The following is an 18,557-nucleotide window of genomic DNA, read 5'->3' as shown; positions in this document are numbered from 1 at the left end:
AGATTATTACATAATATAATAGGTGCCGATTGCCATCGTTCTATTGTACGGTAGCTTATAAAATTCGATATTTAAATTGGCTGAATAATTGCGTATTAGGAAGGCAAACAACTTCTCTTGCCAATAAAAGGTTAATGATTTTTTTGATTTTGACGCGGTAATGTTAGGAATTTCTACCATATATGTAGCGCGTTCCACATTTAACTTAAAGGGAAAAAGATTTTTGTTGGAAGCGCGTTCCAAAGCTCGGGGTATCGAAATAGTTTCCATAAAACCATAATGCAAGGTGAGATTGAACACCTTTTCATGCAAGCATGTAATTTCATAACGTTGACTGTAATGTATATGTGGAATGTTATCTACAACGTAATTAACAATAAGTACTCGCTCAGGAACAGCACGGCTTAATTTAAGAAAATGAAGGAAGCTGCCTCCGCTTTTATCATAAACATCGGTGATAAAAACCGCTGTCAGATCAGTGAGTTGATTTAAACTTTTATATTCTAATTGCTTGAGAATCTTGGAAATGTCGTCTTTATTCATATAATAATTTTCGCGTAAATACTCCAAGCCAAATTTCCAGGTGTACATAATGGTCGCGATGAGTAAAGCAAAAATAACTGGAACCCAACCGCCAGTCAAAAATTTATGTAAATTTGAACCAAGGAATGCAAAGTCTACGATAAGAAAAAAGCCAAATATAATCATGACCTTATATTTTGACCATTTCCAAATTGATATTGCAGCATAGGCAACCATCGCATCAATTAGAAGCATGTCTGCATTCACAGCGATTCCATAAGCATGTGCGAGTCTATCTGAAGTTTGGAAGGCAACACAGAAAGTTAAGGTTCCAATAAACAAAATAAAATTAATTTGTGGTACGTAAATCTGCCCGGAAAACTCCTTGGATGTCTGGACTATAGGTATACGGGGACATAAGCTGAGTAATACCGCCTGTTTTGTCAAAGAAAACGTAGCTGAAATTACAGCTTGTGAGGCGATTATCGTGGCAATAGTAGCAAGAATAATCAAGGGAATATAAAACCATTCAGGTGCAATCATATAAAAAGGATTGCTGATTGCATTGGGGTTTATGAGTAAGTTAGCTCCTTGACCAAAATAATTTAATAACAAGCAAGGAAGAACAACTGCAAACCAAGCAGCACGAATAGGTTTTTTTCCAAAATGGCCTATATCTGCATAAAGTGCTTCACCACCCGTTACAACAAGAAAAATGCCGCCCAATAACAAATATCCTTTCAGTCCCGTATCGCGAATTAAATCGAAGGCGTAATAAGGATTGATCGCAGTAAGTACAATAGGAGCATCAACAATTTGTCTGATACCAAGAGTAGCAATCGTGATGAACCAAACTAGTATAAGTGGCCCAAATAAATTCCCTATACTTCCAGTTCCTCTTGCTTGTAATGTAAAAAGAAGAATCAAAATAACTATAGCTATGGGTAGAATAAAGGGAATAAACTCATTTGAAAGAGTGCCAAGGCCCTCTACAGCACTAATTACAGAGATAGCTGGCGTCAGCATTCCATCCCCTAAGAGTAAGCCGGCTCCAAAAATTGCGATAATGTAAAATAAAGGCGTATATTTAGTACTTTTATGCTTCATTAGAGCTAAAAGGGCGAGAATCCCTCCCTCACCATCATTATCCGCCCGCAAAATTAAAATCAGATATTTGAATGAAATAACAAGAATCAAGCACCAAAAAATAAGTGACAGTACCCCCAAAATATGTGCTTGAGTAATAGTGATATTATTTAATGTTACTTTTAAAGCATATAATGGACTGGTACCAATGTCCCCAAATACAACGCCTAATGCCCCAAGAGTGAGACCATAAGAAAACTTGTGTGTATTTTCCATATCTATTACCAGAATGCATTGCTAAATATAATAGCAAAATGGGGGATAAAGGGTTTTTTCATATTTGTTATACTGTCCCTAACTTTTGTTCTTTTCCACCAGTTGGGGTGGAAACTGCTCTTTTAGGTTTATAAAATTATGAACTATTGCAGGTCTAGCGTTCTTTGTGTAGATTAGCCCATTTTTGTTCTTTGGGAAATAGAAAATGAATGCAAAAGTTATTTTGCTTGCAGCAAAACAAAATACTGTATTACGCGGCCATCCATGGATATTCCCTAAGGCTATTGCAAAAACTCATGGAAAATTAGTTACAGGGCATTTGATTGATATTTATAATGCGGACGAAGAGCTTATTGGTGTCGGTGTTTATAATGAACATTCTCTTTATAGAGTCAGGGTCTTAGCTCTTGCGAATGAATCCCTTGATATCCGTAATTTGCATGCCCTGATAACACATCGATTAAGCCAGGCCAAACAAGTCAGGGAATGTTTAAATCTGCCTAATGAGGAAACTACTGCTTATCGGTTATTTAATAGTGAAGCAGATGGTCTTTCTGGTTTAACGATTGATCGATTTAATCAAACGTGTATTGTTGCAAGTTCTGCTTATTGGGTGGAGCTCAATCGAGAAATTATCATTCAAATATTACAAAATTTGTTTCCTGAAGATCAAATTATATGGATGCCACAAGGTAAGCCCTTGAGCCAAGATGGCTGGAAACAAATGAGCACACAAGGGAAATATTATAGTACTCAGGTTCTGGAGGCTGGGGTTATTTATGAGGTTGAATTTGCCCAGGCACAGAAAACAGGTTTGTTTCTTGACCAACGCGAGAATCACCAACGTATTGCCCAGTTATCCAAAGGAAAGAGTGTATTAGATCTTTATTGTTATAGTGGTGGTTTTGCATTACATGCTGCGAAAGCTGGGGCCTTAAAGGTAACTGCGGTGGATAGCTCTGCTCAAGCTATAACGCAAGCGAAAAAGAATGCAGCATTAAATGGTATGACTCAAATTGAATTTATCGAGGCTGATGCGCGTGAATATTTAACAAAAGCAGGGAGTTATGATCTTGTTGTTCTCGATCCTCCTAAATTAGTTCCATCAAAGCAACATGTTGAGCGAGCTAAAAACTATTATCGGTTTTTACATCGAGAGGTATTTAAGTACATGAAATCTGGTTCCTTATTAATGACGTGTAATTGTTCTTCAGCGCTTTCATCTCAAGAGTTTTGTTCTTTGGTTGGTCTTCAAGCTGGAGCAGTGGGGAAACAAGCACGTATTTTAGGTGTGTATGGTCCAGCAAGCTGTCATCCTACCTTAGCTGCTTTCCCAGAAGGAAATTATCTTACTGCGATTTTGTTGGCTGTTGTATAATAGATTTCAATGTAGCCTGGGTGCAGCTCACTGTTTTTTGAGCACATCTGTGCCTACGCCCCGAGGCTTGTCCACGGGATCCAGTGTTTTTAGGGCAGATCTCCTGGATCCCACGGACAATCCCGCGAACAAGTCGTGGGGGCGGGACGTTGGGATAGAGCTGGACTGGCTTTTCAGATATATATGTGTAGAAGATTCAGCTGTACCTGACCAGGCAATAGCTAACGACTCCGTTTAGGTATGAACTGCTCTATCTCTGTCTTGCAAGCATTGCAATACATCATAAAAACTCAGTTCACATGCTTTTAATAAAACAAACAAATGGAAAACCAAGTCCGCACATTCATTAACTAGTTCTTCGCGGTTATTATTCACTGCAGCAATTACTGTTTCAATGGCTTCTTCACCTACTTTTTGAGCACATCGAGAGAGTCCAGATTCGAATAATTGTGCGGTATAACTGTTTTCATTTTTTGAGTTTGCACGTTCATTAATCAGTTCAATCAATTCATGAATAAAACCAAGATTTGTATGATGCTGAGGTTGAAAGCAACTCGTGTATCCTAAATGGCAAGCAGGCCCTTTAGGCAAAACCTGAATTAAAAGGCTGTCACTATCGCAATCCACACTGATATGTTGTACGGACATGCTGTTACCAGAACTTTCTCCTTTACGCCATAAACGCTTTCGACTGCGGCTGTAGAGATTCAATTGACCAGTAGTCAATGTGGCAATCAATGCCTCTTGGTTCATATAACCTAACATAAGAACATTACCATTTTCAGCATTTTGGATGATGGCTGGTAATAAACCATTCATTTTTTTCCAATCTAAAGAATTAATTTCCATATGAATCATAATCGTACCTCAATTTTTTGTTTTTTAAGCGCTAATTTAATTTCGTGTATCGTCAAAATTTTGTCATGAAAAATGCTGGCAGCTAACGCTCCATCTACTCGAGACTTAAGAAATACTTTAGTAAAGTCATCCAGTGATCCGGCGCCTCCTGATGCAATTAATGGTACCTGACATAAAGGCCGTACCTGTTTTAATTGATATAAGTCATATCCTCTGCGTACACCGTCTGATTGCATACAGTTTAGTACAATTTCTCCTGCACCTCTGTCTTGTACTTCTCTGATCCATTCTCTTGTTTTGCGTCTGGAGTTAAGGATTTTTTTTTCATCTCCGGTGTATTGATAGACATAATAATCATTATCTATCCATTGACTATCAATTCCTATTACAACACATTGGCTCCCAAAACTCCGACTTAGTTCATTAATCAAGTCAGGGTTTTCTAATGCCGGGCTATTAATGGATATTTTATCGGCTCCAGAGTTTAGTACCGATTTTGCCTGATTAAGTGAGCGAATTCCACCTGCTACAGTAAAAGGAATATTAATTGTTTCTGCAACTTGATGGACCCAGTCTGGACAAACTGAGCGTTGTTCAGAACTTGCAGTAATATCATAAAATACTAACTCATCTGCACCCGCTGCAGAATAATCAGCAGCAAGTTCGAGAATGTCGCCAACAACACGATGATTACGAAATTTAATGCCTTTGACTACTTGATTATCGCGTACATCAAGACATGGAATAATGCGTTTGGTTAACATAACTTATACTCAATAATGTAGCCTGGGTGCAGCGCAGCGAAACCCGGGGATCTCATCTAACAAAAACCTGGGTTTCGCTGCGCTGCACCCAGGCTACGTAAACTACGATAACATTGCTTTCAGGTCAAAAGTACCTTGGTAAAGGGTTAATCCCAAAATCGCTGCAGTAACTCCCAAGGCATCCAATCGATTAATATCCTCTGTATTACGAATACCTCCTGAAGCTTGCCATTCAATTTGAGGAAAACGTTCTGTTGCTTCTTTATAAAGCTCAAAATTTGGTCCTTGCATCATTCCATCACAGGCAATATCAGTACAAAGTACTTGTTTAACTCCTAATTGCAGATAATAAGACGTAACATCCCACAAATTATTATTTGTCGTTGTTTGCCAACCATGAATGGCAGAGATGGGGATTCTATTTTTCATGCGAATATCTAAAGCCAGGATAATGTGTTGTGGACTGATTTCCTTAATAATGAGTGCGGTCAGTTTGGGATTGGTAATGGCAATACTTCCTAAAACCAGATTGGATATTCCAGCTGAAGAGCATAATAGGGCTTGTTCTAAAGAGCGAATTCCTCCACCTGCTTGTACGATAATTCCTGTATTTTGCATGGCACAAATTAAAGGCAACTGTTGCATCGCTCCTGTTTGCGCCCCATCCAAATCAACAACATGCAGACGCTTTGCCCCCAATTCGGCAAAATAAGCAGCACGTTCTACTGGCGGGGTATCGAATTGAGTGACATGATCAAATTGTCCCTGTCGTAAACGTACACAACGACCTGCTTGAATGTCAATTGCAGGGATAAGGATCATAGGAGCCTCCATATTTTAAGTCAGTTAACAACTTCTTTGGCAATTCCCCTTTATAGTAGAATTGCCGAAGAATTCTAATGGTTACAAAAATTGTTTAACAAAGTCATTCCGGTTTCAGCAGATTTTTCCGGATGAAATTGCATACCCCAAATGTTATTTTTTTGAATTATTGCTGTGAATGGTTCATTGTATTCACAATGGGCTAAAGCATACTGGCTTTCACCTAGTGCATAACTATGAACAAAATAAACATAATCGTGCTCCCTTAATCCTTGTTGCAAGAACGTTTCTGTGCACCACTGCAATTGGTTCCAGCCCATGTGAGGCACTGGATAACCTTCTTGCTGGCGTAAACGCTGGGCTTTTCCAGGAAGCATACCAAGACAACGAACATCACCTTCTTCGCTATGTTCAAGCAATAGTTGCATGCCAAGACAAATACCCAACAGGGGTTGTTCTAGCGAAGTAATGACATCGATCAACTCATATTGGCGCAGCGCATTCATACCATAAGCTGCAGTACCTACTCCTGGTATAATCACATGGCTTGCTTTTTTAATTTCTTTTGCATCGTGTGTTAATTGATAATTAAAACCCAGTCTTTTTAATGCATTAACTAAAGAGGTTAAATTGGTGCCGCTAACATCAATGATGGCAATCATAATACCCCCTTGGTTGATGGTAGAATAGTGTTTGTTTTCATACAGGCTTGGCCTAGCGCCCGTCCTAACGATTTGAAGCAGGCTTCAATCATGTGATGATGATTTTGGCCTTTTACTTCAATATGAATGGTTGCGCCAAGGGAGGAGGCGAAGGAATTAAAGAAATGGGGTACCATTTCGGTTGCCAGACCTCCAACAAACTCTCGAGTAAATTGACCTTTAAAATTGCAAAAACCTCTACCACTAATATCTATGGCTATCGATGCTAAAGATTCATCCATAGGTAAAGTAAAGCCATAGCGGTTAATCCCCCATTTATCGCCCAGTGCCTTTTTTAGCCCTTCACCCAAAGCGATTGCGGTATCTTCAATTAAATGATGATCATCAACTTCTATATCACCGGTGGCATATAATTCAAGATTGAATCCGCCATGTTTAGCTACTTGCTCCAGCATATGGTTAAAAAATGGCAATGGTGTGTTTATGGAACTGCTCTGGTCAGTATCCAAAATCAGAGTTAACTTTATGTCTGTCTCTTTTGTCTTTCTTTGGACTATTGCCGTTCGTTTTTGGTTCAGTATTGTTTGGGTAATTTGCTCCCATCCATGCTCTTTGGAGACAGGCAAAAATTTGATCCCCAGATTATCAGCAAATTGTCGGTCAGTTTCTCTATCCCCAATGACCCAGGTACATGAATTATTGAGTGCTCTTTCTTTGAGGAATTGATCCACCAAGCCCGTGCTAGGTTTTCGGCACAAACAATTGTCTTCGGGCATGTGGGGACAAATAAAAATCTCATCAAAAAATATTCCTTGTGATGAGAAAATATCTAGGATAAATTCATGACAAATCATAAAATCATCTTCAGGAAAAGCAGAGGTACCTATACCGTTTTGATTGCTTACCATAACAAAGCGAAAGCCCTCCTTTTGCAATTGCAGTAGGGCGGGAATAACATGAGGTGTGAGCTTAATTTTATCTAAAGAATCTACTTGAAAATCAAAAGGTTCTTCAATTAAGGTTCCGTCACGGTCAATAAATAAGATTTTTTGCATTTTTAATATCCTGAAACATTATTTTGAAAAGACGATAAAGCACGTAGCAAAAGTTGATTTTGTGCCTCATCACCTACGGTAATTCGTAAATGATCATGCAATGACGAGTTAGGTGAAAAACTTTTGATGACTATGCCTTGGTCAGCAAGCCAAGAAACCAATTCAACCGTATATTTGGTTTTCACAAGAATGAAGTTTGTTTCAGTCGAATAGACTTTTTTGATAACAGGGCATAATTGCAATTTCTTTATTAACCTTGCTCGAGATTTTTTAATTGTATTGATTGCCTGTAAAAACCATTCATTTTTTTCTAATGCACGTAGTGCTAAATCAATCACTACGCTGGAAAGAGGAAAAGGTGGCATAATTTTATTCAAGGCCTGAATTACATGTGCTTGAGCTAAAATAATTCCTAAACGAAGGTTGGCTAAGCCATAGGCTTTGGACAGAGTACGTAAAACAATTAAATTATCGAATTGAGAAATGAGACATGTTGCACTTTGGGTTTGAGCAAATTCGATATAAGCTTCATCAACAACGATAACAGAACGATTTTTATATTCATTACAAAGTGTTGCAATAAAGTTGAGATCGATTAAGTTCCCTGTAGGATTATTGGGGTTACACAAAAAAATGAGCTTACAGTTGTTTTGCCAAGCATTACGAATGTCGTGTAGAGAAAGTTGGAAATTATTTTGAGCATCTAAAGGACATTCAATAAGTTGTGCGTGTTGTAAATAGATATAGAAAGAATACATAGAAAAAGTAGGTGGAAATTGCATGCATGCGTCTTGCCCTGCACTGAGAAATAAACGTGTGATTAAATCAATTCCATCATCAGATCCACGAGTGAGTACAATTTGCTTCGCTTCAACTTGATAGTATTTCGCCAATTGTTCTTGCAGTTGGTCCTGCAGATATTTTTCTGGATAAAAATTTAAACTGATATTCGTACTTAATGCAGACCAAGGAAGTTCGTTCGCATGTAATCGATGTCTCATGGGTACACTACCAACACTGTAAGGTTGATTGTCTAATAATTCAGGGCGTATTAAATTAAGTACTGACATTTAAAGCTCCAGTGAGTTCAACCTAATTGCTACAGCTTGTGCATGAGCATCCAATCCTTCAATTTGAGCCAAAGTAATTGCTGCAGGCCCTAAAGCTTTAATTCCTTCTTTGCTAATTGATTGAACATTAAAGTGAGTAAGAAAATCGAGCGTACTAAGGCCGCTATGATTTTTGGCAAAACCATGGGTTGGCAGAACATGGTTTGATCCAGTTACATAATCACCAAGTGTTTCAGCTGCCCAGGAACCAAGAAATACGGTACCTACGGCGTGTATCTCATCAATCCAAGAGTCTGCGTCTTCGCGGTTTATAATCAAATGCTCAGGAGCATAGGAGTTAATCATATGTAGTTGCTCTTTTTTCTCAGCGCATACAATAATCAAGCTGTTTGCCAGTGATTGTTTGATTATTTGTGTTCTTGATAGAGTATTAAATTGTGCATACAGTTGTTGGTTTACTTGTTCTGCGATGTGCAGTGAATCGCAAACCAGAATGACTTGAGAGTCAGCCCCATGCTCCGCCTGCGCCAGTAAATCTGCAGCGATAAATGCTGGATTTGCATGATTATCAGCAATGATCATGACTTCGGACGGTCCAGCGGGCATATCAATTGCTGCGCCATAAGGATCTGAGGCAACGAGGTTTTTGGCTTCAGTAACATAACTGTTGCCTGGTCCAAAAATTTTGTCTACCTTAGTAACTGTTTCAGTTCCATAAGCCATAGCTGCGATTGCTTGCGCTCCTCCAAGTGCATAAATGGTGTCAATGCCGCATAATCTTGCTGCAACTAATAAATGTTCGTTAATTGAACCTGATGCATCAGGAGGAGTACAAAATATTTTTATAGGACATCCAGCGACACGGGCAGGGATGGCTTGCATTAATAATGAAGAAATAAGGGGAGTCTTATTGCCGCCTGGTACATACAAACCAACTCGTTGAATGGGTCTGTAGGTGCTGTGAATAGTTACGCCATTGGCTGTACCTATATTTTTATTTTCTGGTAAAAGAGCTTGGTGATAGGTCGTTATGGTTTTGACTGCTGCAGTAATGGCAGCAAGAGACTGTTTACTAATGCATGCCTTTTCAATTCTTTGTTTAGGGATTTGCAGATTGTTCAAACGAGCCCCATCAAATTGCTCTGTAAATGTAAATAATGCTTGATCTCCGATAGTTCGTACCTGTTTGATGATCTCTTGTACCTTGCTTTTTACTGAAGATGTTTGCATGGGACGCGTCAGGCAAATTTTTTTTTCAGCTTGGGAGAGGGATTGCCAATTTTTAATCGATAACATCATACTACTCCAACATTTTTTCTATAGGTAAAACCAATATAGAGCTGGCTCCTAGGGTTTGAATGGTTTCTAAAGTGTTCCAAAACACACGCTCACTGGAGACAACATGCACCGCTACTTTATTCATATTGCCGGGTAAAGGGAGAATTGTAGGTGACTCAGCTCCAGGCAATTTTTCTGCAATTGCATCAAGAGCTGATTTCGGAGCATGAAAAACAATGTATTTTCTTTCCTGCGCTTGTTGTACTGACTGAATTCTTCGTGCAAGCATGGCAAATAAGTCCTGAAACATGTATGAAAAGCTCTGATCGCTTTGGATTAATACAGCTTGACTGAAAAGCACAGTATCAACTTCATAGAGTTTGTTGTCTTCCAAAGTTTGACCACTTGAAACGAGGTCACAAATTGCATCCGCCATACCCATTCGTGGGGCAACTTCAATTGAGCCGGATAATATAAGACTTTCTGCGCATATTTTTTTGTCACGTAAATATTGGTTTAGCAAATTAGGATAACTGGTCGCAATTCGTTTGCCATCCAAGCTTCCTGGCCCTTGATAATCTGTGGCCTCAGGAATGGCTATGGATAAACGACAAGTGCAAGTGCCTAATGCTGCTGTTGTTTTGTATAATTTTTGTGGATTGGCAAGAGAGGCTTCCAGCAAGACATTTTCACCAACGATTCCACCATCGCATAAGCCATCGAATACTAAGGTAGGTATGTCATCATCGCGGACAAAAAGTAAATCAATAGGAAAGTTATCAACATGAGTAAGTAAGCTATTCGGTTTAATGCGAAATTTCAAACCACATTGCTGCAAAAGTCTTAAAGATTCTTCAGATAGGCGTCCCTTCTTTTGTAAGGCCAAACGTAAACGATTTTTCACGACAACTCCAATCTCTTTGCGATTAGCTCATAACCGCCTGTACCAAAACTTAAACAACGTGCTACACGAGTTATTGTGGTCACGCTGACCCCTGTTTGTTCATGAATGGTGCGATAGGGGATACCTTGCCGCAATAAAGGAACAACTTGCCAACGATCTGCCATCGCTTCGAGTTCTGCTGGGGTGCATAAATCGATAAAAAATTGCAATGCTTCTTCTTTATTCTCAAGCAAACTAATGGCATGCATTAAATCAGGCAGAGCAGAATGTTTTACTGTGGTATGTGTTTTCATATTAATGTATTAGCGTAATATAACATTAACTCAATAATACTGACTATTTTTAATGCTGTCAATAAAATGTGTGAACAATAAAAGTGAATAAAACTAGGTAGGGTGCTTTATGCGCGTATCCAGAGATCTTGCTTTTTAAAAAGAGCTCTGCAGTACATTAAAACATTGTTCTGGATATTCCGCATAAAACGGGTAGGTAGAAGGGTTATGAGAGTTTATTATTTGACAAGAAACTACTTTAAGTTTGTCTCTGAGAGACTCCCAAAAATTTAAATAGGAAAATACGTTTCTACAACCTACAGTAATGTCTAAAAAGTTGTCATCCCTGCGCAGGCAGGGAGCCATTTACACTGTGAAAATTTAACTTGATTGAATCAAATAATTTTAGTTGGGACTATTTGATAGATGGCGCCCCTGCCTGCGGCTGGGGGCCAGCTTTTTTATATGGAATTAACAACCATACACTGCTTGGTATGCTTCAAGTTTTTTTACTTGCTCGTTTTGATTTGTACTTTTTAAGTAATCGATTAAATCAAATAAAGTAATAATTGAATATACATTAATGCCTTGCGCTTTAATTTCAGCCAATGCTGATTCCTGAGTTAATCCTTGCTCACAGCGATCTAGAGCGATAATAACTCCGGTCAATTGACCACCATTTTCCTTAATTAAAATCTGCGACTCCCTAAAAGCGGTGCCTGCAGTAATCACATCATCAATGACAATTGTTTTTCCGGTTAAGGGTGCACCAATTAATTGGCCTCCTTCGCCATGATTTTTTACTTCTTTACGATTAAAAGTAACAGTGGTTTCTTGTCCTAATTCAGCCAAGGCAATAGCTGTTGCTGTAGCAAGAGGCAACCCTTTATAAGCTGGGCCAAATAAGTGGTCGAATTCGGCATGGTGCTCAAGTAATGTTTTGGCATAAAATTGGCCCAATTGCCGTAAAGCATTGCCTTGATAAAATAATCCTGCGTTAAAAAAATAGGGGCTGGTGCGGCCAGATTTTAAAGTAAACTCACCAAATTTTAAAACTTGGCAATCAAGTGCTAATTTTATAAAAGCTGATTTCATCTGATTCATTATGTATTTCCAATAGAAAAAAAAATTATAAAGATATCGATTTTTTTAAAAAATCCTTAACAATCAATAAAAAACTGCTATGCTAATCTATATGTAAGGAATTATTTCTTGCATAAGTGTATGTTTATAATTACTCAGCGCTTTAATAGTAAAGATTTTTGTGCTGAAAATAAACATCTGTAATAGTTGGATAGTAAAGCTTAAGACAAAGGGGATAGCTAATGTCGCAAAGAGAAACGGGCCATGTAAAGTGGTTCAATGAGAAAAAAGGATTTGGATTTATCATTAATGAAAATGGTGATGATATTTTTGTTCATTATAAAGATATCCAAGGTGTTGGATTTAAAACCCTTCACGAGAATGATCCAGTATCCTTTGTGCTTGATAAAGGGCCTAAAGGACTAAAAGCACAAGACGTTACAATTATTACTGAATAAGTAAGGTAACGAATCAATATATTCTCAGCTATCGCTGCGTGTTAAGTTTAGCCTGGGCGAGGTTTTGCCATAACCCGGGTTACTTTTCATGCAATGGACTTTTGGTTATGGTTGCAATCTAGATTTGTTTCCGTAAGCTCTTTACTGAGCTCGAGAAATTTTAAATCATAGGGATGTAACAATTAATCAATGTTCTTTTTTGTCTAAAATATTCCAAAAGAAAAACGTATTAAAGCCTCTTGAATTCTTCTAAAATATCTTCATATATCTTCTTCTTGTTTATTTATTTTTACTTTAAGAGGTGGGGTATGAAGAACTTATCTATGTATCAGGTAGATGCATTTGCATCTGCTCTTTTTGAAGGTAATCCTGCAGCAGTCTGCCCTTTAGAACATTGGTTAACTGATAAAGAAATGCAATATATTGCTACTGAAAACAATTTATCTGAAACCGCTTTTTTTGTTCCTGAAGGAGATGGATTTTATATAAGATGGTTCACCCCAAATGAAGAGGTGGCTTTATGTGGTCATGCAACGCTTGCGAGTGCGTATGTTATTTTTGAAAAATTAGGATTTAAGGATAAAAAAATAAAATTTAACTCCAAAAGCGGGGCGCTTATTGTTTACAAAAATGAGAATGGTTTAATGATGGATTTTCCAGAGTTATCTTATCACCCAATTGAATTATCACCCGAGTTGCAACAATTAAATTTGAAAAAACCTCTGAAAGTCTTTAAAAGTCAGTTTGATTTAATGTTTGTTTATGAGGATGAAAACGATGTGCGTACAGCAGATCCAGATTTAGATGCTGTAGCACGGTTGGAATATAGAGGCCTGATCTTGACTGCTCCCGGTAAAAATACTGATGTTTATTCACGATGTTTTTATCCAGGGTGCAATGTTCCAGAGGATCCAGTAACTGGTTCGGCTCATTGTGTGATTGCACCATACTGGTGTGAACAATTAGGTAAATCACGCATTGATGCGATACAAGGAGGAACCCGTCAGGGCAAATTGCAATGTGAGGTAAAAGAAGGACGAGTTTTTCTTTATGGAATGAGTCATCTTTATTTAGAAGGCACCATTTACTTGCCATAAACTTTTTTTAATAATTAACCTGTCAATTCTTTGGCGAAATATTAGGATTTTAGAAATAGTTGGATTCATCATGATACCCTGCATTTAATTTATTAGATGACATTATTCATGGTTCTATTTATCATGAGTGGTATTTAGTATGATCGCATCAGAAAAGGAGTATCTTATGACTATCTATATGTTTCCTGGACAAGGATCTCAGATAAAAGGAATGGGAATTGAATTATTTTCGCGTTTCCCTGAGGAGATAAAACAAGCTGATGAGATTTTAGGATATTCCATTAAAGAATTATGCTTAGATGATCCAAAACAGCAATTGAGTAATACCGAGTATACGCAACCTGCATTATACGTTATTGAAACACTTTCTTTTTTAGCAAGAGCGGCAGAAGAACCTCCACCGCAATATCTCATAGGACATAGTTTAGGAGAGTATGCTGCTTTATTTGCAGCAGGTGCTTTTGATTTTGTTACAGGGTTAAAGCTTGTGCAAAAGCGTGGTGAGTTGATGGCTCAAGCAAGTGGGGGGGGGATGCTGGCAGTAATTAATTTACCTGAAGAACGTATTAAATTTTTACTGAGAGCCAATGGGTTGGATTCTATAGATTTTGCCAATTTTAATTCACCGAAACAAATTGTTCTTTCTGGGCTCGCTGCAGATATTGCCAAAGCGAATGAGTTACTTGCCAATGAAGCGCTGATGTGCGTCCCCTTAAAAGTCAGTGGTGCATTTCATTCCCGTTATATGCAAGCAGCTGCTAATGAGTTTGCAAAATTTATGGCTCCCTTTGAATTCTCCCCACTTAAGGCTAAGGTAATTGCCAATGTGACTGCAGAGCTTTATAGCGACAACATGATTAAGGAAAATTTAGTAAAGCAAATTTCTCATCCTGTGCGGTGGACAGAAACGATTCGTTATTTAAAAAATAAAGGGGAAACAGTTTTTATAGAAGTAGGACCAGGAAATGTGCTGACTCGCTTAGTAACGCAAATCTAATTATTTCGAACAGAGAGATGAAACAGAGAGATGAGTCTCAAATTTTTAAAACGCTTACTGACTATGGTGTACTGTACCCATGCCTGATGGGGTCAAGATTTTTCACCTTCCCACTTACCGCGCTTTATGCCTAGGTGAGCCCCATAAATTTATAAAATTTCAGTCAGTGGAAACGTCCGGTCATCCCTGCGCAGGCAGGGATCTATCTATCAAAATAGTTATAGTTCATAACTCAAATGAATCTACTGAGGATTGTTTCCTTTAATTAAGTTAATTTTCTATTGCTTTTTGAGGGATGGAATATCCTATTAAGGCTTAGGATGTACATTGCAAATGGCTCCCTGCCTGCGCATGGATGACAGAATATGGAGCTCACTCAGGCATAAAGCGTGGCAGAAGGGATGGTTTATCGATATGTAGCGTGAAAAATTGGAGTCCTCCGGTATAAAGCACAACAGGTAGGAATAAAATTTTATAAGAGAATTTTCTCTGACTTGGACATAAATAACCCCTTTTCTTTTTAAAGAAAATCTTATAAGTCATTACATCCAAAAGAAAAATATCATCTACACTTAAATAGTGATTCAATTTACAGAGGGTGCACTATGACAATTCGACTGAAACATGAGCATGGAAAGTTAGAAGAAATAGAACTTTTTCAGTTACAACACCACTTGGCGCTTCCCCACCTTAAGAAATATTTACAATCAAAGGGTGCAAAGCAATGTAAATCAATAAAAAGAATTAGGGTTGATCATTCGAGTTTGGATGACAAAGATTATCACGCATTACATGATATCCTTAAATTATCATCAAAAGTTAATGAAATTTCATTTTACTCAAATCATATTGATACCGAGCAAGTTACTTATTTATTTGAATCTTTACCCAGAAAAAAATTGAATAAAATCAAATTGGTAGATAATTGGATAGGGGAAAAAATTCCTTCTGATTTTTTCTCTTTTTTACAAAAGAAAAAATTGAAGGTTTTGGATTTATCATTAAATTGGTTGCGTGATGCCGGAGTGCAGCATTTGTTAGAAGCAATAGAAGCGAATACTGAACTAAACGAGTTGGTATTAAGCTGTAATGATTTTGGTTTAGACGGAATGAAGGCATTGCATCATTTTGTGGCGAAGCATTCAACATTAAAAATTTTAGATATATCCTATAATAATTTGGATGAAAAATGTGCCAAAGAAATTGCCGCCATGATCACTGAATCAAAATCCTTGACCCATCTTAATCTTAGAAGTAATAAAATAGGCGATGGTGGCGCCGAGCTTATTGCACAAGCATTAAAATCAAATAAAAATTTAAAATACGTCGATTTATCAGATAATAAAATTTCAGAAACGGGCTTGTCTCAACTCGTACGTGAGGCAGTGGCTCATGATAAACTTGCAGGATTGATTTTAAAGCATAATCATATTCTTCCTCCAACATTAAAATCCAATCAATCAGACTTACACGTTTTTTATTGATAGCAAGTGCAGAATTATATAGCCGTTCAGTGTAGTATTCATCTTTTAGTGAATACATGCGAACGGTTATATTAATCAATGGAGTCTTGCCAATGGGCACAGGTGCTTTTTGCCTTTTAAAAGAACGTAGATTTTTGCCTTTTTTTCTTACTCAATTTTTTGGTGCTTTCAACGATAATGCATTCAAATTAGCGATGCTCACCTTGATTAGTTACCACTTAACACATGACCAAGCTCAATCTGAATTCTACCAAGCGATAGCAGGTGCTTTGTTTATAATGCCCTTTTTTCTCCTTTCAGCGACTGCTGGACAATTAGCAGATAAATACGATAAAGCATTAATGACCCGACTGATTAAAATATTAGAATTATTTTTAATGATTATTGGTAGTTTTGCCCTATATTGGGGCAATATTTTTCTGATGATGCTTACTTTAACGGGTTTAGGAGTGCATTCAACTTTTTTTGGACCAATAAAATATGCCATTTTACCTGATCATTTACCTAAAAAAGATTTACTTGGTGCAACAGGTTTGATCGATGGGAGTACTTTTATCGCTATTTTGCTAGGAACTACCATGGGTTCTTTATCCATTGGAATGAACAATCCCAAGCCTTATTTGGCGGTTTTTTTAACAGTGATTATTGCTCTTGCTGGTTTAACTTCAAGTCTATTTATCCCAAGAGCCCCTTCTATCTCCGAAAAGATAAAAGTTGATATTCAGATTTGGCGAGTGACATATAAGATGTTGACGCAAGTTACCGAACATTTCGGTATTTTTTTATCTATTTTGATTTTATCTTGGTTTTGGTTGTTAGGAACAGTAGTCCTGACAAAACTACCTGATTATACCAACTATGTTTTAGGAGCAAATAATACGGTTTTTGCATTATTTCTTGCCTTGTTTTCCGTAGGAATTGCATGCGGTTCAGTGATAGTGAATTTTATTTTTCAAGGGCGGATTAGTTTGCCTATGGTTCCTTGGGCTATGTTTGCTTTTTCCTGCTTTACCATGGATTTATATTGGGCTACCCCTTTGACAGAGCAAGGTTCACTACTTACTTTAAATACCTTTTTTACACAGTTTACCCATTGGCGTATTGCTTTTGATTTATTTATGTTAGCTTTTAGCTCAGGTTTATTTGTAGTTCCGTTGTATACCTATTTACAGATTGCCAGTCCCCCTCACTCTAGAGCCAGGATTATTGCGACCAATAATATTTATAACGCCCTATTCATGGTTATAGGGACATTTATGGTTATTGGCTTATTACACTTTAGTGCTGCAATCCCGAAAATTTTTTTAATTTTGAGTTTATTAAACGCTGTTGTTGCATTGCTGGCCAAGATCAATTTAAAGAAGGTGGTTTTGCCAGAAAAATAATAGAGTAGGGTGTAGTTTCCGTGAAGCGCAGCGGAACTGGGGAGCGGCAATAATACTGCATTCCCGGGTTCCGCTGCGCTTCACCCAGGCTACAATGTCCACATAAAGTTACGCTAACCAATCGCGTGGTGGAAGAAAATCGGTATAAAGTTTTGCTTCTGCACTATGTGCATCAGGTTGCCAATTGTATTCCCAGGTGACTTCAGGTGGTAAGGACATTAAAATTGATTCTGTTCTGCCATTTGATTGTAAGCCAAATAAGGTTCCACGATCATATACCAGATTGAATTCTACATAGCGTCCTCTTCGATAATGTTGAAATGCTTTTTCTCTTTCCCCAAAAGGATGTGACTTGCGACGCAATACTATTGGAGCATAAGCTTCAATATAGTGGTCGCCTATGCTTTGCATCAGAGCGAAACTGTGATCAAAACTTATTTCATTATAATCGTCAAAAAATAAGCCACCAATTCCACGTGCCTCATTGCGATGCTTGATAAAAAAATAATCATCACACCATTGTTTGAATTTAGGGTAGATCTCTTGGCCAAAAGGTTGGCAGGCACGCAGGGCGGTTTGATGCCAATGAGTGCAATCTTCTTCAAATCCATAATAGGGCGTTAAGTCAAATCCTCCACCAAACCACCAAACTGGTTCAGCCCCATCTTTTTCCGCAAGAAAAAAGCGAACATTAGCATGCGAGGTAGGTACATAGGGATTATCAGGATGAATGACTAACGATACACCGAGTGCATTAAAATTTCTGCCTGCTAATTCGGGGCGGTGTGCGCTTGCTGAAGCAGGAAGATGAGCTCCAGATACATGAGAAAAATTGACACCTGCTTTTGCAAAAACTGAACCTTGCGTTAAAACACGAGTAATTCCGCCGCCACCCGCAGGACGTTTCCAGGCATCTTCAATAAATTGAGCTTGGTCATCAAGTAGTTCAAGTCTCGAACAAATTTTATTTTGTAATTCTAAGAGGTAGGTTTTTACTTGTTCAATCGCGTTTTCTGGAAGAGTATGATTTTTTGACATGTGGTTGAGCTCCCCAATTTATAACCCGCTTATTTTCTCACTTATTCGAAATTGGCACAATGTTTGCT

18 protein-coding genes are annotated in these 18,557 nt (G+C 37.9%); 6 read left to right on the top strand and 12 right to left on the bottom strand.

The window, feature by feature from the left end:
* Positions 1-6: 6 nt before the first annotated feature.
* Positions 7-1,884: a potassium transporter Kup gene (locus DY223_RS09860; protein ID WP_058458845.1), complete on the bottom strand. Its 1,878-nt coding sequence runs from the start codon at positions 1,882-1,884 to the stop codon at positions 7-9.
* A gap of 205 nt (positions 1,885-2,089) precedes the next feature.
* Between DY223_RS09860 and DY223_RS09855 the strand changes: the two genes are divergently transcribed.
* A complete protein-coding gene (locus DY223_RS09855; protein ID WP_058458844.1) occupies positions 2,090-3,262 on the top strand; it encodes a class I SAM-dependent rRNA methyltransferase in 1,173 nt (390 codons plus the stop codon).
* Between the two features lie 234 nt (positions 3,263-3,496).
* On the opposite strand, the gene hisIE is transcribed toward DY223_RS09855, so the two are convergent.
* From hisIE to pyrE, 10 genes are all read right to left on the bottom strand, one after another.
* Positions 3,497-4,120 carry a bifunctional phosphoribosyl-AMP cyclohydrolase/phosphoribosyl-ATP diphosphatase HisIE gene (hisIE, locus tag DY223_RS09845; protein ID WP_058458842.1) on the bottom strand — a complete coding sequence of 208 codons (624 nt, stop codon included), beginning with the start codon at positions 4,118-4,120 and terminating at the stop codon, positions 3,497-3,499.
* Positions 4,117-4,884, bottom strand: coding sequence for an imidazole glycerol phosphate synthase subunit HisF (gene hisF / locus DY223_RS09840; protein WP_058458841.1), 768 nt, complete (start codon positions 4,882-4,884; stop codon positions 4,117-4,119). Before hisF ends, hisIE begins: the two co-directional genes overlap by 4 nt.
* Before the next feature lie 102 nt (positions 4,885-4,986).
* The gene (locus DY223_RS09835; RefSeq protein WP_058458840.1) at positions 4,987-5,706 is read right to left on the bottom strand and encodes a 1-(5-phosphoribosyl)-5-[(5-phosphoribosylamino)methylideneamino] imidazole-4-carboxamide isomerase; all 720 of its coding nucleotides are present in this window, start codon (positions 5,704-5,706) and stop codon (positions 4,987-4,989) included.
* 74 nt (positions 5,707-5,780) lie between these two features.
* Positions 5,781-6,368, bottom strand: a complete 588-nt coding sequence (hisH, locus tag DY223_RS09830; protein ID WP_058458839.1) for an imidazole glycerol phosphate synthase subunit HisH — start codon at positions 6,366-6,368, stop codon at positions 5,781-5,783.
* On the bottom strand, positions 6,365-7,423 hold the full coding sequence (gene hisB / locus DY223_RS09825; protein WP_058458838.1) for a bifunctional histidinol-phosphatase/imidazoleglycerol-phosphate dehydratase HisB: 1,059 nt from the start codon (positions 7,421-7,423) through the stop codon (positions 6,365-6,367). The genes hisH and hisB overlap by 4 nt, the downstream gene beginning before the upstream one ends.
* 2 nt (positions 7,424-7,425) lie before the next feature.
* Positions 7,426-8,493, bottom strand: a complete 1,068-nt coding sequence (gene hisC, locus DY223_RS09820) for a histidinol-phosphate transaminase (RefSeq protein ID WP_058458837.1) — start codon at positions 8,491-8,493, stop codon at positions 7,426-7,428.
* On the bottom strand, positions 8,494-9,789 hold the full coding sequence (gene hisD, locus DY223_RS09815) for a histidinol dehydrogenase (RefSeq protein WP_058458901.1): 1,296 nt from the start codon (positions 9,787-9,789) through the stop codon (positions 8,494-8,496). It lies immediately after the preceding gene.
* Positions 9,790-9,793: 4 nt separating this feature from the next.
* Positions 9,794-10,675 carry an ATP phosphoribosyltransferase gene (hisG, locus tag DY223_RS09810; RefSeq protein ID WP_058458836.1) on the bottom strand — a complete coding sequence of 294 codons (882 nt, stop codon included), beginning with the start codon at positions 10,673-10,675 and terminating at the stop codon, positions 9,794-9,796.
* The gene (locus tag DY223_RS09805) at positions 10,672-10,968 is read right to left on the bottom strand and encodes a YerC/YecD family TrpR-related protein (protein WP_058458835.1); all 297 of its coding nucleotides are present in this window, start codon (positions 10,966-10,968) and stop codon (positions 10,672-10,674) included. The genes hisG and DY223_RS09805 overlap by 4 nt, the downstream gene beginning before the upstream one ends.
* Before the next feature lie 450 nt (positions 10,969-11,418).
* A complete protein-coding gene (gene pyrE / locus DY223_RS09800; protein WP_058458834.1) occupies positions 11,419-12,051 on the bottom strand; it encodes an orotate phosphoribosyltransferase in 633 nt (210 codons plus the stop codon).
* Positions 12,052-12,272: 221 nt separating this feature from the next.
* On the opposite strand from pyrE, the gene DY223_RS09795 reads away from it, so the two are divergent.
* The 5 genes from DY223_RS09795 (at position 12,273) to DY223_RS09775 (ending at position 17,451) form a co-directional block, all read left to right on the top strand.
* A complete protein-coding gene (locus DY223_RS09795; protein WP_003631957.1) occupies positions 12,273-12,488 on the top strand; it encodes a cold-shock protein in 216 nt (71 codons plus the stop codon).
* A gap of 308 nt (positions 12,489-12,796) precedes the next feature.
* Entirely contained in the window at positions 12,797-13,585 is a 789-nt protein-coding gene (locus tag DY223_RS09790; protein WP_058458833.1) for a PhzF family phenazine biosynthesis protein, read from the top strand.
* Positions 13,586-13,751: 166 nt separating this feature from the next.
* Positions 13,752-14,582 carry an ACP S-malonyltransferase gene (fabD, locus tag DY223_RS09785; protein ID WP_058458832.1) on the top strand — a complete coding sequence of 277 codons (831 nt, stop codon included), beginning with the start codon at positions 13,752-13,754 and terminating at the stop codon, positions 14,580-14,582.
* A gap of 605 nt (positions 14,583-15,187) precedes the next feature.
* Positions 15,188-16,066 carry a leucine-rich repeat domain-containing protein gene (locus DY223_RS09780; RefSeq protein ID WP_058458831.1) on the top strand — a complete coding sequence of 293 codons (879 nt, stop codon included), beginning with the start codon at positions 15,188-15,190 and terminating at the stop codon, positions 16,064-16,066.
* 92 nt (positions 16,067-16,158) lie between these two features.
* A complete protein-coding gene (locus DY223_RS09775) occupies positions 16,159-17,451 on the top strand; it encodes an MFS transporter (protein ID WP_058458830.1) in 1,293 nt (430 codons plus the stop codon).
* Between the two features lie 108 nt (positions 17,452-17,559).
* Here DY223_RS09775 and hemF read toward each other — a convergent pair whose 3' ends face one another.
* Entirely contained in the window at positions 17,560-18,489 is a 930-nt protein-coding gene (gene hemF, locus DY223_RS09770) for an oxygen-dependent coproporphyrinogen oxidase (RefSeq protein ID WP_058458829.1), read from the bottom strand.
* Between the last annotated feature and the right edge of the window lie 68 nt (positions 18,490-18,557).

It is taken from the genome of Legionella bozemanae (genome assembly GCF_900450575.1).
GTDB classification, from domain to species: Bacteria; Pseudomonadota; Gammaproteobacteria; order Legionellales; family Legionellaceae; genus Legionella; species Legionella bozemanae.
Note: the sequence above shows the minus strand (reverse complement) of the source record. Positions and strands in the feature narration are given on the sequence as shown.

Bases quoted from the DNA above. Each gene is read 5' to 3' on its own strand.
- DY223_RS09795 (WP_003631957.1), top strand. From the start codon at position 12,273: ATGTCGCAAAGAGAAACGGGCCATGTAAAGTGGTTCAATGAGAAAAAA.
- DY223_RS09780 (WP_058458831.1), top strand. From the start codon at position 15,188: ATGACAATTCGACTGAAACATGAGCATGGAAAGTTAGAAGAAATAGAA.
- fabD (WP_058458832.1), top strand. From the start codon at position 13,752: ATGACTATCTATATGTTTCCTGGACAAGGATCTCAGATAAAAGGAATG.
- hisC (WP_058458837.1), bottom strand. From the start codon at position 8,493: ATGTCAGTACTTAATTTAATACGCCCTGAATTATTAGACAATCAACCT.
- hisB (WP_058458838.1), bottom strand. From the start codon at position 7,423: ATGCAAAAAATCTTATTTATTGACCGTGACGGAACCTTAATTGAAGAA.
- DY223_RS09835 (WP_058458840.1), bottom strand. From the start codon at position 5,706: ATGATCCTTATCCCTGCAATTGACATTCAAGCAGGTCGTTGTGTACGT.
- DY223_RS09805 (WP_058458835.1), bottom strand. From the start codon at position 10,968: ATGAAAACACATACCACAGTAAAACATTCTGCTCTGCCTGATTTAATG.
- hisD (WP_058458901.1), bottom strand. From the start codon at position 9,789: ATGTTATCGATTAAAAATTGGCAATCCCTCTCCCAAGCTGAAAAAAAA.
- DY223_RS09775 (WP_058458830.1), top strand. From the start codon at position 16,159: ATGGGCACAGGTGCTTTTTGCCTTTTAAAAGAACGTAGATTTTTGCCT.
- DY223_RS09860 (WP_058458845.1), bottom strand. From the start codon at position 1,884: ATGGAAAATACACACAAGTTTTCTTATGGTCTCACTCTTGGGGCATTA.
- hisH (WP_058458839.1), bottom strand. From the start codon at position 6,368: ATGATTGCCATCATTGATGTTAGCGGCACCAATTTAACCTCTTTAGTT.
- DY223_RS09855 (WP_058458844.1), top strand. From the start codon at position 2,090: ATGAATGCAAAAGTTATTTTGCTTGCAGCAAAACAAAATACTGTATTA.
- pyrE (WP_058458834.1), bottom strand. From the start codon at position 12,051: ATGAATCAGATGAAATCAGCTTTTATAAAATTAGCACTTGATTGCCAA.
- hisF (WP_058458841.1), bottom strand. From the start codon at position 4,884: ATGTTAACCAAACGCATTATTCCATGTCTTGATGTACGCGATAATCAA.
- hisIE (WP_058458842.1), bottom strand. From the start codon at position 4,120: ATGATTCATATGGAAATTAATTCTTTAGATTGGAAAAAAATGAATGGT.
- DY223_RS09790 (WP_058458833.1), top strand. From the start codon at position 12,797: ATGAAGAACTTATCTATGTATCAGGTAGATGCATTTGCATCTGCTCTT.
- hemF (WP_058458829.1), bottom strand. From the start codon at position 18,489: ATGTCAAAAAATCATACTCTTCCAGAAAACGCGATTGAACAAGTAAAA.